This window comes from Cryobacterium sp. AP27, from assembly GCF_056680495.1.
Genome location: NZ_CM155285.1, coordinates 1,990,165 through 2,003,634, shown reverse-complemented (window position 1 = coordinate 2,003,634; position 13,470 = coordinate 1,990,165). Strand labels below are relative to the sequence as shown.

Annotated in this window: 15 protein-coding genes; 11 read left to right on the top strand and 4 right to left on the bottom strand. The window is 63.6% G+C overall.

The window, feature by feature from the left end; translation table 11 throughout:
• Nucleotides 1–19: 19 nt before the first annotated feature.
• From AC1MB9_RS09570 to AC1MB9_RS09555, 4 genes are all read right to left on the bottom strand, one after another.
• Nucleotides 20–676 carry an amino acid ABC transporter permease gene (locus AC1MB9_RS09570; protein WP_479961729.1) on the bottom strand — a complete coding sequence of 219 codons (657 nt, stop codon included), beginning with the start codon at nucleotides 674–676 and terminating at the stop codon, nucleotides 20–22.
• The gene (locus AC1MB9_RS09565) at nucleotides 673–1,305 is read right to left on the bottom strand and encodes an amino acid ABC transporter permease (protein WP_479964616.1); all 633 of its coding nucleotides are present in this window, start codon (nucleotides 1,303–1,305) and stop codon (nucleotides 673–675) included. Before AC1MB9_RS09565 ends, AC1MB9_RS09570 begins: the two co-directional genes overlap by 4 nt.
• 9 nt (nucleotides 1,306–1,314) lie before the next feature.
• Nucleotides 1,315–2,088, bottom strand: coding sequence for an amino acid ABC transporter ATP-binding protein (locus AC1MB9_RS09560; protein ID WP_479961728.1), 774 nt, complete (start codon nucleotides 2,086–2,088; stop codon nucleotides 1,315–1,317).
• Between the two features lie 139 nt (nucleotides 2,089–2,227).
• Complete coding sequence (locus AC1MB9_RS09555) at nucleotides 2,228–3,076, bottom strand: substrate-binding periplasmic protein (protein ID WP_479961727.1); 849 nt, start codon at nucleotides 3,074–3,076, stop codon at nucleotides 2,228–2,230.
• Between the two features lie 213 nt (nucleotides 3,077–3,289).
• Here AC1MB9_RS09555 and AC1MB9_RS09550 point away from each other — a divergent pair, with 213 nt between their 5' ends.
• The 11 genes from AC1MB9_RS09550 to AC1MB9_RS09500 all read left to right on the top strand — a co-directional run bounded on the left by AC1MB9_RS09550 (nucleotide 3,290) and on the right by AC1MB9_RS09500 (nucleotide 13,433).
• A complete protein-coding gene (locus AC1MB9_RS09550; protein WP_479961726.1) occupies nucleotides 3,290–3,955 on the top strand; it encodes a GntR family transcriptional regulator in 666 nt (221 codons plus the stop codon).
• A 248-nt stretch (nucleotides 3,956–4,203) separates the two neighbouring features.
• On the top strand, nucleotides 4,204–5,394 hold the full coding sequence (locus AC1MB9_RS09545; RefSeq protein ID WP_479961725.1) for an NAD(P)/FAD-dependent oxidoreductase: 1,191 nt from the start codon (nucleotides 4,204–4,206) through the stop codon (nucleotides 5,392–5,394).
• 55 nt (nucleotides 5,395–5,449) lie between these two features.
• Entirely contained in the window at nucleotides 5,450–6,850 is a 1,401-nt protein-coding gene (hglS, locus tag AC1MB9_RS09540) for a 2-oxoadipate dioxygenase/decarboxylase (protein ID WP_479961724.1), read from the top strand.
• A gap of 52 nt (nucleotides 6,851–6,902) precedes the next feature.
• On the top strand, nucleotides 6,903–8,432 hold the full coding sequence (gene amaB, locus AC1MB9_RS09535; RefSeq protein WP_479961723.1) for an L-piperidine-6-carboxylate dehydrogenase: 1,530 nt from the start codon (nucleotides 6,903–6,905) through the stop codon (nucleotides 8,430–8,432).
• Nucleotides 8,433–8,524: 92 nt separating this feature from the next.
• Nucleotides 8,525–9,664, top strand: a complete 1,140-nt coding sequence (locus AC1MB9_RS09530; protein WP_479961722.1) for a Glu/Leu/Phe/Val family dehydrogenase — start codon at nucleotides 8,525–8,527, stop codon at nucleotides 9,662–9,664.
• A 132-nt stretch (nucleotides 9,665–9,796) separates the two neighbouring features.
• Entirely contained in the window at nucleotides 9,797–10,390 is a 594-nt protein-coding gene (locus AC1MB9_RS09525) for a short chain dehydrogenase (RefSeq protein WP_479961721.1), read from the top strand.
• 121 nt (nucleotides 10,391–10,511) lie between these two features.
• The gene (locus AC1MB9_RS09520; RefSeq protein ID WP_479961720.1) at nucleotides 10,512–11,060 is read left to right on the top strand and encodes an MFS transporter; all 549 of its coding nucleotides are present in this window, start codon (nucleotides 10,512–10,514) and stop codon (nucleotides 11,058–11,060) included.
• A 198-nt stretch (nucleotides 11,061–11,258) separates the two neighbouring features.
• Complete coding sequence (rplS, locus tag AC1MB9_RS09515; protein WP_479961719.1) at nucleotides 11,259–11,600, top strand: 50S ribosomal protein L19; 342 nt, start codon at nucleotides 11,259–11,261, stop codon at nucleotides 11,598–11,600.
• Between the two features lie 82 nt (nucleotides 11,601–11,682).
• Nucleotides 11,683–12,453 carry a signal peptidase I gene (gene lepB, locus AC1MB9_RS09510; RefSeq protein WP_479961718.1) on the top strand — a complete coding sequence of 257 codons (771 nt, stop codon included), beginning with the start codon at nucleotides 11,683–11,685 and terminating at the stop codon, nucleotides 12,451–12,453.
• Nucleotides 12,453–13,097, top strand: coding sequence for a ribonuclease HII (locus AC1MB9_RS09505; protein ID WP_479961717.1), 645 nt, complete (start codon nucleotides 12,453–12,455; stop codon nucleotides 13,095–13,097). The genes lepB and AC1MB9_RS09505 overlap by 1 nt, the downstream gene beginning before the upstream one ends.
• Nucleotides 13,098–13,109: 12 nt before the next feature.
• On the top strand, nucleotides 13,110–13,433 hold the full coding sequence (locus AC1MB9_RS09500) for a DUF2469 family protein (protein WP_479961716.1): 324 nt from the start codon (nucleotides 13,110–13,112) through the stop codon (nucleotides 13,431–13,433).
• The last annotated feature ends 37 nt before the right edge of the window (nucleotides 13,434–13,470 follow it).

The following is a 13,470-nucleotide window of genomic DNA, read 5'->3' as shown; positions in this document are numbered from 1 at the left end:
CCGCTTTCTGCAATCGAAACTATAGGTGCTTGCTCATGGATCGTTCGAGCCACACGGACAGCCAGGTCGCCGGGATGGATATGGACGCGTAGAGCAGGCCGGCAGCGACAAAGACGGTCAGGTATTTGAAGGTGGAGGAACCGGTGGAATAGGCCTGGCTCATCAGCTCGGGAACAGCCACCGAGTAGGCCAGGGACGTGATCTGAAACAGCAACACGGCGAAGCCCATCAGGGACGGAAGTGCGATGCGCATCCCTTGCGGAATAATGACAAAACGCATCGTGTCCGCACGGCTCATGCCGAGCGCTTCTGACCCCTCGATTTCGCCTTCGGGTACGGCCTGCAGGCCTCCGCGGATGAGCTCCCCGGAGTACGCCGCCGTGGTCCAGGTGAGGGCCAGGCACGCGGAGGCAAGAGAGCTCAGGGTGATATTCGCGTTCGGCAGGCCGTAGTACATCAGCTGCAGCACGACCAGGGCGGGGGCGCCGCGGCCCACTTCGACGAAGAAGACCGACACGAAGCGGAAGAACCTGTTTTTTGCGGTGACGCCGAAGGCGAACACGAGGCCGATCGGCAGCCCGAACAACAGGCTGGCGGCCGTGAGCAGCAGACTGATGCGCAGGCCGCCCAGCAGGCCGGGCGCAAATGAGGCGAAATCCTCCAGGAACGTGTTCATCGCGTCACCGTCTTCCTCATGCGGATATCGATTTTGCGCGACAGCATTCCCAGCGGAACACTCAGCACGATGTACACGGCTGCGGCGACGAAGTAGACCGTGATGCTGCCGCCCGATTGTCGCGCGTAGTGATTGGACATGAACACGATTTCGGCCACGCCGATGGTCGAAGCGATCGAGGAGTCTTTGAGGAGACCGATGGCAAAGGTTGTATAGGCCGGGATTGCTGCTCGCCATGCCTGCGGGGAGACGATGCGCGACCAGACGGTGAAGGCGTCAAGTCCCAGCGCCGAGCTGGCTTCCCATTGGCCCGCATGCACAGCAGTGAGTGCCCCTCGAAAGATCTCCGCGAGGTAGGCAGCCGCAACGATACCCAGGCCCAGGACTCCGGCTTGCAGAGGGCTGAGGCGAATCGCGCCGACGGAGACTCCGTAATACAGGATGAAGAGCCAGACGACGGGTGGTATTCCTCGCAAAAGGTCGACGATGCCACGGCTCAGCAACCACACGATTCGACTCGAGCTCCTCAGCCCGGCAACGAGCGGGAGGGCCAGGACGGAGCCAAGCAGGAGCGCAAGGACCGTCACGAGAATGGTCAGCGGCAGGCCGATCAGAATGGCCAGCACCATGTCCACGGGTCACCGGTCCAGAACGGCCCGGAGGAACCGTCGGGTGCGATCGTGCTGTGGGTCCCGGAGAATTTCGCGGGGCGGGCCGCTCTCGATGATCCCGCCATCGGCCATCACGACGAGTTCGTCGGCGACGTTGGACGCGAAGGCCATTTCATGCGTCACAACGATCATGGTCATGCCTTCCGCCGCGAGTTCTTTCATCACCTCGAGCACTTCCACGCCGACCTCAGGGTCGAGCGACGAGGTGGGCTCGTCGAAGAGCATCACCCGCGGATCCAAGGCCAACGCCCGCGCGATGGCGATTCGTTGCTGTTGTCCGCCAGAGCACCGGGAGGGGTATTGATCGGCCTTGTCGGCCAGCCCCATTCGGGTCAGGAGCTCCATCGATTTGGCGTTCGCCTCATCCCGGGTCTTCTTCAGCACGCGTTCCTGGGGCAAGCTCACGTTCCGAAGCACGGTGAGGTGCGGAAACAGGTTGAAATGCTGGAAGACCATGCCCGCGCTGCGGCGAAGCGCCGCGAGATCCTTGGCACTCACCTGTTCGCCGGCGGTGAGATGGTGCCCGTCGATTTCTATTTCACCGCTGTCGGGCTGCTCGAGAAGGTTGAGACAGCGCAGCAGAGTGCTCTTGCCGGCTCCGCTGGGACCGATCATCGCCGTGACGGTCCCGGCCGGGATCGACAGGGAAACATCTCGAAGGACGACCGTATCCCCGTAGGCCTTGGCCAAACGGCGCACCTCGACGACCGGTTTCTGCACGGTGACCGGTGCCCGGTTCACGAGACGACCCGCTCGATCAGGGAAGGCGAGGCCTCCGTCGTGGGCCCCGCGGAGGTCGCGCGGAGGGAACTGATGGCGCTCATGGAACGGCCGGCCTTTCAAGGGGGAGAGGGAACGGGGGAGAGGGAAACCGGGGTGGCTACTGCACCAAACGCGGTTCTCCGGTTTCACCCGACGTCGCCGGAAGTCCGCTGGCCACGAGAATGGCTTCGATGGAGCCGTCCGTCTTCATGGTCGCGATGGACGCGTTGAGAGCATCCGTCAAGTCCGTGTTGTCCATCGTGTGCGGGAAGCCGATCTGCGCCGGTTCCTGCGAAGCAATGACTCGGCTGTCGGGGGCCACGCCCTTGACGACGGTGTCGGTCGCCCCGTCATACATGAGGGCCGCTGACCCGAACCCATCCAGACCCACCTGGATACGGCCGGCCGAGTAGTCGGCCTTCATCTCCACCGCGCTCGGGTAGATCGTGAGGTTGTCTCCCATCACGGTTTTCATGTCGGGCACCCAGAGGTAGCCGTCGACAGTCCCGACCTGCAGCGCTTCCATCGCAGCGATGTCTACGACGCCGTCGGCCGAGACGGACGCCATTTGGTCGGTATAGATGGGATCGGACAGGCTGACGATCGCGGCCCTGGCGGCTGTGCGGTAATAGCAGCCGATGGCCACATCGGCGCGGTCGCTTTGCACGGCGGGAATGGTGCCGGCATATGACGTGCTCTGGGTTGTCACGGTGAGGCAGTTGTTCTCCGCAAAAGCGTTCAGGATCTCGGCATCCACGCCGGACATCACACCATCGCTGGAGGACGAGAAGGGCGGAAATTCGGGTACCGCAACGGTCAGCGTTCCCGCCGTCACGGTGGAGAACTCTGATTCCGGAGTGCAACCCTCAGCGACGGCCGCCGGCCCGGCATCGGAAGAGCACCCCGCAAGAGCGGCGGCAAGAAAAGCGACCGAGGCGGCGGATGCAACTACTTTGTTCAGCTTCACGAGATCTCCTGGATAAACGAGTCGGGAACACACTGGGGTGTAATGTGTTATATATAACTGGTTGTCGATCACCAATGTGCACCGTTCCCGATGGTTTTGTCAAGAAGGATGTGAAGATTCTTCCGGCCGAATGTATGAGCCGGCTGCGGCGGTCAGGCTTGGTAACGTCGACATGTCCTGCTTCGTTGTTGTCGGCCTTCCCCAAGGAGAATCATGAGTGAATCACCGCCCCTGGCACGGGGGCTCTCCGGTGTCATACAGATTCGGGGGACACTGAAGGACGAGGCCATTTCGATCGTGCGACGTGCGCTCATGTCGGGGGAGATGGAGCCGGGGAAGATCTACTCCGCCAACTCGCTGGCCGTGCAATTGGGCGTTTCGAACAGTCCGGTCCGGGAGGCGATGATGGCCCTGAGCGAGAAGGGCCTTCTGGAAGTCGTGCGCAACCGGGGTTATCGCGTCGTCGAGATGACGACGCAGGATCAGCTCGAGGTCTATGACCTTCGCCTTCTCAATGAGGTACCGGCGATTGGCCGTACGGCAGAATTGGAGTTCTCGGAGCAGGACGTGGTGCGGTTGCGCGCGCTGGCGAACGCGGCCGTCACCCAGGCCGATCCCGACAACATGTTGGAGTTTCTCGAATCGGACCAGAGATTTCACCTCAGCCTCATCGAGATGCTGGGCAATCGCCGTCTGCTGGCCATCATCGAGAACCTTCGAGATCAGAGCCGCATCAATGACACCTACCGACTGCTGGAGCCGGGCCGGCTCCAGCACTGTGCGACCGAGAACGGTTTGATCCTCGAGGCGATTCTCGCCCACGATCGACCGCTCGCCGAGACTCTCATGACAGAACACCTCAACTACTCCAAACCCTGAGTGTGACGCGACAGCGGGGTCGGCGCGCAGCCGATCGGGGCGACAGCCTGCGCGCTGGGTCGCGCCTGGTGTGCCCGCGTGACCTCCCGATCATGCGCGTCTGAACGCCGTTCAGACGCGCATGATCGGTGCTTAGGCACTTTCGGAAACCCTCTGGTGCTTTCTGGTTGCATGTTATATATTATCGACAGCTAGAGAATTCTGCCCACGCACACCGCGTCGGGCACGGCACGGACGAAGGGGCGCACATGGAAAATCAGCTTGTTTCTCTCGGCCTTCCGGCGGGAACCCGTCAGCCCACTCGGGCCGACGTGGTGATCATCGGCGGTGGCATCATGGGTACGAGCATCGCCTTCCACCTCGCCGAGGCGGGCGTGAAGAACATCGTGCTCGTCGAGCGCTGCGAGTTGGGTACGGGCTCATCGGCGAAGCCCCTCGGTGGGGTGCGTGCCACGTTCTCCGACGCGGGCAACGTCATCCTCGGCAAGCGCAGCCTTGACGCCTACGTGGGATTTGCCGAACGGTTCGGCACAGACATAGGGCTTCAACAGGTGGGGTACCTCTTCCTGTGCCGCAGCGCTGCCGAAGTGGCTGACTGCGAACGAAGCACGGTGATTCAGAACGACCATGGCAGCAACAGCCGCATGATCTCGGCGGCGGAAGCCCGTGCGTATAATCCGCTCCTCTCTGAGGAGGCCCTGTTCGGTGCCTCGTTCTCGCCCCGGGACGGCTTCGCCGAACCGGCAAAGGTGGTCGAGGCATATGCCGAGGCCGCGATGCGACTGGGCGTGACGATGCTCAGCCACACGGAGGTGCTCAACGTCGAGCGCACGGGAGACCGAATCGTTTCCGTGGAAACGAACCGCGGAACCATCCGAACGGATGCCGTCATCTGCTGCGCCGGCGCCTGGTCGCGAGCCGTCGGCGACATGGTCGGCGTGACCCTGCCCGTGACGCCGGTACGACGCCAGATCGGCATGACCCGTCAATTCGTGAAGCCTCTGCCGACCCTGCCGTTCACCCTGGACCTGTCGACCACAATGTATTTTCACAACTACGGCAACGGACTGCTCCTCGGCATCTCCAACAGCGAACAGGAACCCGGTTTTGACCGCGACTTCTCCTACGAGTGGTTGCCGGAATTCAATGCCGCCGCCCGCATGTGCGCCCCTACGCTCGTGAATCCGGACTTGGAGTTCGGCTGGGCCGGCCTGTACGAAAACACCCCGGACCATAATGCCCTGATTGGTGCCTCCGACGAGGTGCCGGGCTTCTTCTATGCGACCGGCTTCTCCGGCCATGGCTTTCTGCAGGGCCCGGCGGTGGGGGAACTCATGCGGGATATCTTCCTGGATCAGGAGTCCTTCATGGACCCGAACGCGTTCAGCGCCGACCGGTTCGGCCTGGCCCGGCAGCTGCACGAAGTACACATCATCTGATGCACGCCAAATCCTGCCCGACTCGAACCCCGTTTGCACCGAAAGGACACGTGTCATGACCTTCCTGGAACCCTGGGAACTACGAGCAGAGTTCGCACGCCGGTTGTCGGAGCTCTACGGCCGTGAAGTGCCGGCCTACAACACGCTCGTCGCCGTCTCCGCCGACGTCAACCGAGATTTTCTGCGGGACCACGGCGCCGACGCCGAGAGGCTCGGCAGTATTTCACGGGTCACCGCCGAGCGCCATGGCGCGATTCGTCTCGGCTCGCCCCGTGAAATGCGACAGGTCACCCGCATTTTCGCGGCATTCGGCATGTACCCCGTCGGATTCTATGACCTGAGGGACGCGTCATCGAGCGCCGTTCCCGTGGTCTCCACTGCCTTCCGTCCCGTGGCGCCTGACGAGCTGGCGCGCAACCCCTTCCGGGTGTTCACCTCGATGCTGGCCGCCCAGGATCCGCGCTTCTTCACCGCGGAACTGCAGCGTCGGCTTGCCGAATTTTTGGATGCCCGGGAGCTGTTCAGCCCGCAGCTGCTCGCGCTCGCCGACACCGCCACGGCACAGGCCGGGTTGACGCAGGCGGATGCCGCGATGCTGCTCGACCTCGCCACGCAGGCGTTCTCGCTGTCGGCGGAACCCGTGGACTTCGAGTGGTATCAGACCCTCGAGGCCGTCTCGGCTGTCGCCGCAGACATCGGCGGCGTCACGAGCACGCACATCAATCACCTCACGCCCCGGGTGCTCGATATCGACGACCTGTACCGGCGCATGCAGGCGCTCGGCATTGAAATGATCAGCGAGATTCAGGGTCCGCCGTCGTGGGACGGTCCGGATGTGCTGCTCCGACAGACGTCGTTCCGGGCACTGGCGGAGAGCCGCAGCTTCCGGTATGCGGACGGGAGCGTGCGCGAGGGGCACCTGAGGGTGCGATTCGGTGAGGTGGAGGCGCGCGGCCTGGCGCTCACGCCGGCCGGTCGTGACCTCTACGACAGTCTGGTGGCCGAGGTCGATGTCTTGCTGGCCGCCGAGCCGGGGGCCGCCACCCGGGTGGAGGTCGCCCGTGAGGTATGGACTCGTGGCTTGCCGGCAACGGAGACGCAACTCGCCCTGCAAGGCCTGGCCTTCTTCACCTTCCGGTTGGATGATGCCGCACTGGTCGGTCATCCGCTTGCCTCGCCCGTGACTCTGGCAGAGCTGATCACGGCCGGCATCGCCGTTCCGCTACCGATCGTCTACGAAGATTTCCTGCCCCGGTCCGCGGCGGGGATCTTCCAGTCCAATCTCACGGATCAGGGCACGAAGGACGACGCGCAGACCGGCACCGACTTCGATATTGAGCGGATGTCCGAGATCGTCGGCACGACCGTGCTCGACCCGAGCACGCTCTACCGACACCAACAACAGGTGTCGCTCGATCGTTTGGCGGCCGACCTTCACGTTGTCATCGAAGTCTGATCTCATCCCCTCCTGTCCCTCCATCGCACCGATCAGCAAAGGAAACCTAGACATGTCACAGTCAACACTCCACCGATCAACCGTCGCCACCGCCGTCGAAACCGCCCTCGAGGCCTGCGGCGTTGACCTGGCCGCTCTGGGAGGATCGCATGAAGCGCGATCCTCCCTGACCGGCGAGGTGCTCGTGACCCTGCCCCGTGCCACGGAAGACGACATCAGCGCGGCCATCGGTGAGGCGCAGGAGGCCTTCCTGACCTGGCGTGATGTGCCGGCACCGGTACGCGGGAACCTGGTCAAGCGGTGGGCGGAACTGCTCCAACAGCACAAGACCGATCTCGCGACCATTGTCACGGCCGAGGCCGGCAAGGTCACCTCCGAGGCTCTCGGCGAGGTGCAGGAGATGATTGACATCTGCGACTTCGCGGTCGGCCAGTCCCGTCAGCTCTACGGCAAGACGATGCCGTCGGAACGTCCGGGGCACCGACTGATGGAAACCTGGCATCCGCTCGGCGTCGTCGGTGTCATCTCGGCCTTCAACTTCCCGGTGGCCGTGTACTCCTGGAACACGGCTCTCGCCCTGATCTGCGGTGACACGGTCGTGTGGAAGCCGTCGGGGATGACGACCCTCAGCGCCCTGGCCGCGCACACCCTGTTGGCCCGAGCGGTAGCGGATGTGGGCGCACCCGCGAACGTGCACAAACTTCTGATCACCGACCGAGAAGGTGGGGAACAGCTCGTCGACGATCCCCGTGTCGCCCTGATCTCCGCTACCGGGTCAGTGCGCATGGGGCGAGAGGTGGGGCCGCGGGTCGCACAGCGGTTCGGGCGTGCGCTCCTGGAGCTCGGCGGTAACAACGCCGCCATCGTCACCGAGTCGGCGGATCTCGACCTGGCCCTGCGCGGCATCGTGTTCGCGGCCGTCGGCACGGCCGGCCAGCGCTGCACCTCGATGCGTCGCCTGATCGTGCATGATTCCGTCGTTGACGCCCTCACGCAGAAGCTCGTCGCCGCCTACGGCACGCTGCGCATCGGGAGCCCTACCGCCGCACACACGCTCGTGGGGCCGATCATCAACGAAGCGAGCTTCGACGCAATGCAGGCGGCGCTCACGGCCGCCGAGCTGCAGGGCGGAACGGTTCTGTGCGGCGGTGCACGGGTGCTGCAGGAGGAGTTTCCGGGCGCTTACTACGTGGAACCCGCGATCGTGAGCATGCCGAGGCAGAGCGACATCGTTCAGAACGAAACCTTTGCCCCGATTCTGTATGTGATGACCTACACGGAATTCGATGAGGCCATCGCGCTGCAGAACGGGGTTCCCCAGGGGCTCTCATCGGCCATTTTCACCAATGATCTGATCGAGGCCGAGCACTTTCTCGCCGTGGGCGGGTCGGACTGCGGAATCGCCAACGTGAACATCGGCACGTCGGGTGCGGAGATCGGTGGCGCCTTCGGTGGCGAGAAGGAAACCGGTGGAGGCCGAGAGTCCGGTTCCGATTCGTGGAAGTCATACATGCGCCAGGCGACGAACACGATCAACTATTCCGGACTGCTTCCGCTCGCGCAGGGCGTGAAGTTCCTCTAAGCAGTGCCGCGGTGCCCGCCTCATACGAGGCGGGCATCGCAGATCCGTGCCCAGCTGTAGATCGGCCCCGCCGATACGAAGGAGAAAATGCCGTGTCCACAATCTTCGAGTCGATGGATGAGTGGGGCCCCGAGAAGGTCGTGGTGGTCAGTGATGCCAAGACCCGGATGAAGGGGGTGCTGGTCATCGACAACACGGCGCGTGGCATCGGAAAAGGCGGCACGCGGATGCAGCCGACGGTGAGCGTGGGGGACATCTCCCGCCTGGCCCGGGTGATGACATGGAAATGGGCAGCCGTGGATCTGTTCTTCGGCGGGGCCAAGGCGGGCATCCGTGCGGACCCGCATTCTCCCTATAAGGAGGAGATCCTGCGGTCCTTCGTGCGAGCGCTGCGCAATGAGGTCCCGCAGGAATACGTCTACGGCCTGGACATGGGGTTGACCGAGAACGACGCCGCCATCATCAACGATGAGCTGGGAGATCGCGGCGCTGCGGTCGGCACGCCGTTCGACCTCGGCGGTATTCCCTATGACCAGCTCGGCATCACCGGCTTTGGGGTGGCCGAGGTCGTCGATGAGGCGGCGGCGGCCGTCGGGCTCGCGGGTAAGCGTGTCGCGATTCAAGGCTTTGGGGCGGTGGGCCATGCCACCGCCGAACGTTTGCATCACCTCGGGTACTCGGTTGTGGCCATCAGCACGGCGCAGGGAGCCATCCACGACCCTGCCGGGCTGGACATTCCGGGCTTGCTGCGGCTGCGCGCCGAGGTGGGGGACGCTCTTGTGTCGAGCGTTCCGGAGTTGGCCATTGAGACCGGCACCGAACTCTTCGTGGATGCGGACATTGTGGTGCCGGCGGCGCTGCAGGACGTGTTGACGGAGGCGAACGTGTCGCGTGTTCGCGGCAGACTCCTGGTGGAGGGGGCAAACCTGCCCACGAGCGCGGGAGCGCAGAAGATGCTGCGCGAAGCCGGTGTCACGGTGGTGCCGGACTTCATCGCGAATGCCGGTGGTGTGGTCAGTGCGGCCTTCGCCATGGATGCTCGCTATTCCGCATTTCGGCCGCAGACCGAGCAGATCTTCACCTCCGTGTCGGCGAAGCTGCGAGCCAACACGATGTCCGTGTTGGAGGAGGCGAATCGCCGGGACCTCACAACACACGAGGCCGCGACGAGGTTGGCGCAGAGTCGAGTTCGGGCGGCGATGGAGCTGCGGGGCAAGGTCTTGCCTTTCTAATGTCGCTGCCCGAACATCAGCGGGTGACAAAGCCGGTGTGTGCCCGGGTACCCGGAATCGAGCGGCATCCGTCGCTCACGCCACAGACAGTGCGATTGAAAGTTTCGCGCTCCTACAGAGAAGAGCAATATTGTGAAGATAGTCGTCATCGGTGCCAGCGGCCACGTAGGTTCGGCCGTCGCGGAAGCCCTCAGCATCCGACACGAGGTGATCGCGGCATCCCGTGCCACCGAACCTGCGGTGGATGTGACGGACGAGGTCTCCATCGCGGGATTTCTGGATCGCGTCGGCGAGGTGGATGCGATCGTCTCCTGCGTCGGTTCCGTCCCGTTCAAGCCGCTCGGTGAATTGGGCCGTGACGACTACGCTTCCGCCTTCACCGGAAAGGTGCTCAGCCAACTTGACCTGGTGCGCCTGGGCGCGCCATCTGTGCGCGACGGCGGTTCGATTACTCTTACGTCCGGCATTCTGGCACGGGAGCCGATCGTTACCGGGGCCGCCGCAGCGATGGCGAACGGGGCGGTGGAATCCTTTGTGATCTCGGCGGCAACCGAGCTGCCGCGGGGTATCCGACTGAACATCGTGAGCCCCACTGTTCTCGTGGAGGCGACGGGCTACCACTCAACATTCCCGGGTTTCGTACCCGTGGCGGGTGCGATCGTCGCCCAGTCGTACGTGAAGTCCGTTGAAGGGGCGCAGACGGGGCAAATCTTCACAATCGACTAGGCCGCACGTCGCAGCGGGTGGGGAAGAGGACACGTTGCGGCGTCAGGGGGGCGCGCCACGGTGCCGTTAGCCCACAGCGAACGCCGGGCAATCACACAGTGCGCGCGGATAGTCTGGAGGCGTGTTCATACGCCGCACCTTCTTCCGTTGGCAGTTTCCTGCCGTTCTCGTTCTGCCGCTCTGGCTGCTGATCGGCTCGTCGATCTTCGGAACGGGCGGCTGGGCGGTGCTCGGCATCTTCTTCGGCGCCGTGCTGCTCGGCCTCGGCCTGCTCGTGGTGACCCTGCTCCTCTTTGCCCGCCGCGAGGTCCGCGAGGAGCGCGCCCTGTCGTGGATCGACGTGGGCGTGCTGGGCCTCTGGCATGCCCTGATCGTTGCACTAGGGCTTGCCTCCGACGCCACCGGCTGGTTGTCCGTGGTGGTCATCCTGGTCGGCGTCGGTGCGTTCTGGTACGCCGTGTGGGCCCTGTTCAGTGCCGCCCGCAAGCGCGTGCGGGCCATGCTGGACCTCATCGAGCAGACGGCGGCCGGCACCGCTCCGACCAGCCCGCTAGCGTCCCCGCCGACGAAACCCCGGACGGAACCCGGCACATCCACGGGCTCTCCCTTCGGCCGTAGCAACGACCCCGAGGTCATCGTGATCAAGGAACAGCCGCACGACGCTCCCTAGCCGGGCGGAACGCGCCCGGGATTTTTGCGGCAGGACCGGGAATGTGACAGAATAGGCGATTGTGCCGCGGCAAGTCTCTGCCACAGGGGAGCTGCTTCAAATCGGCACACATCTACCTACTGGTTGCAGGTGTTTCGCGTTACGCGTTCCCCGCACAACCCGTGTTCGACCTGTGGCGGATACAGAGAGCGACAAGCTATGCATATTCTCGACTTCGTGGATGCTCCTTCCCTGCGTAAGGACATCCCCGCGTTCCGCGCCGGCGACACCGTCAAGGTTCACGTAAACATCATTGAAGGCACCCGCTCTCGTGTCCAGGTCTTCCAGGGCATCGTCATCGGCCGCTCGGGCGAAGGCGTGCGCGAGACGTTCTGCGTTCGCAAGGTCAGCTTCCAGCGCGGCGTCGAGCGTACCTTCCCGGTGCACTCCCCGATCATCGACCACATCGAGGTCGTCACCCGCGGAGACGTCCGACGCGCGAAGCTGTACTTCCTGCGCGACCTGCGCGGCAAGAAGGCCAAGATCAAGGAAAAGCGCTAGTCATCACCGATTAGCCCGGGTTTCACCGGATTCTCTCCTGAGCTCCCGATCACGTAAACTGATCGGGAGCTCAGGCGGTTTAATGACAGAAGAAGCGGTACCCACGCGAAGCATTCGCCTGGGATCATCACACTCACATGCACATTCCGGACCGCGGAGAACCAGGAAGCACAGCGTCCTGCTTTTCATTCGGGACCTCATCATCATCTTTGTTGTTGCCCTTCTCATCTCCTTCCTGATCAAGACGTTTCTGGTCAGATCGTTCTACATCCCGTCCGGATCGATGGAAAACACGCTCCAGGTCTACGACCGGATCATCGTGAACCAGCTCGAGCCCCGGTTCATGCCCATCGAACGCGGCGACGTGATCGTGTTCCGCGACCCGGGCGGCTGGCTCCCGCCGCAGGAGGCCATTGAGCAGAACCCCCTCGTCGCGAGCGTGGACTGGGTCATGTCCGTGGTCGGACTCTCCGCTCCGGACAGCAACGATCACCTGATCAAGCGGGTCATCGGTCTGCCCGGCGATCATGTGGTCTGCTGCAACGCGCTCGGTCAGATGAGCGTCAACGACGTGCCCCTCTCCGAGCCGTATGTGTTCCTCCCGCCCGGTGAGACCATGGCCTCCAAAGATGACTTCGACGTCGTGATCCCCGCAGATTCCCTGTGGATGATGGGGGACAACCGTTACAACTCGAAAGACTCCCGGTACAACGGCGAAACCCCGGGCAAGGGATTCGTGCCGATCGACCACGTGGTCGGTCGTGCCCTCGTGATCAGCTGGCCCCTCGCCAGATGGTCGTGGCTCGACGACTACCCCGACACGTTCCGCGGCGTGAAAGACGCGGCACCGTAGTGGCCGTGTCTGACCCGGACCTCGATGTGGAACGATCCCTGCTGGCCAACGGAGCACGGTTCGTCATCGGCTGTGACGAGGTGGGCCGCGGCGCCCTGGCCGGACCCGTCGGCGTCGGATTCGTCGCCATCGATGCCGCCGTCACCCCCATTCCCGCCGGTTTGCGCGACTCCAAGATGCTGAGCCAGCCCAAACGCGAACTGCTCGCACCGCTCGCCGCCGCATGGGCGCAGTACTCGGCGGTCGGCCTTGCCTCTGCTCAGGAGATCGACGAACTCGGCATCATCGCCTGCCTCGGCCTGGCCGGCAAGCGTGCTCTGGCCGAGCTGCACGCCTCCGGGGTCGACATCACCGCCAGCGTCGTGCTCCTCGACGGCAGCGATGACTGGCTCAACAAGGCCCTCAAGACCCCGCTGACCGTGATGACGCGCATCAAGGCCGACCGGGACTGTGGATCCGTGGCCGCGGCATCCGTGATCGCCAAGGTGCACCGTGACCGCCTGATGATCGAGGCGGACGCCGTCTCTCCCGGCTACGGATGGGCGGGCAACAAGGGATACGGCAGCGCCGAGCACATGAACGCGATCGGCCGGCTCGGCGCGAGTGAACTGCACCGCAAATCATGGCTGAAGATCACGGCGTAGGATTGGGGCACCATGGAAGAAGACGAATTTGAGGACTACGACCGCGAGGTCGAGCTGGCCCTGTACCGGGAATATCGAGACGTGGTCGGCCAGTTCCAATACGTCATTGAAACGGAACGACGGTTCTACCTGGCCAATGACGTCGAATTGGTGCGCCGGGACACGGAACACGATTTCTACTTCGAACTGAACATGAAGGACGTGTGGGTGTGGGACGTCTACCGCTCCGACCGCTTCGTGAAATCAGTACGAGTACTCACATTCAAAGATGTCAACGTGGAAGAACTCGCGTCGAAGGAGTTTGAGCTGCCCAAGGAATTGGCGCTCGACGAGTAACGACGCACGAGCAAGAGTCACCCGACGCGGGCATCCC

Coding starts and splice junctions, on each gene's coding strand:
- AC1MB9_RS09570 (WP_479961729.1), bottom strand. CDS start 676: ATGAACACGTTCCTGGAGGATTTCGCCTCATTTGCGCCCGGCCTGCTG.
- AC1MB9_RS09565 (WP_479964616.1), bottom strand. CDS start 1,305: ATGGTGCTGGCCATTCTGATCGGCCTGCCGCTGACCATTCTCGTGACG.
- AC1MB9_RS09550 (WP_479961726.1), top strand. CDS start 3,290: ATGAGTGAATCACCGCCCCTGGCACGGGGGCTCTCCGGTGTCATACAG.
- AC1MB9_RS09545 (WP_479961725.1), top strand. CDS start 4,204: ATGGAAAATCAGCTTGTTTCTCTCGGCCTTCCGGCGGGAACCCGTCAG.
- hglS (WP_479961724.1), top strand. CDS start 5,450: ATGACCTTCCTGGAACCCTGGGAACTACGAGCAGAGTTCGCACGCCGG.
- amaB (WP_479961723.1), top strand. CDS start 6,903: ATGTCACAGTCAACACTCCACCGATCAACCGTCGCCACCGCCGTCGAA.
- rplS (WP_479961719.1), top strand. CDS start 11,259: ATGCATATTCTCGACTTCGTGGATGCTCCTTCCCTGCGTAAGGACATC.
- lepB (WP_479961718.1), top strand. CDS start 11,683: ATGACAGAAGAAGCGGTACCCACGCGAAGCATTCGCCTGGGATCATCA.
- AC1MB9_RS09500 (WP_479961716.1), top strand. CDS start 13,110: ATGGAAGAAGACGAATTTGAGGACTACGACCGCGAGGTCGAGCTGGCC.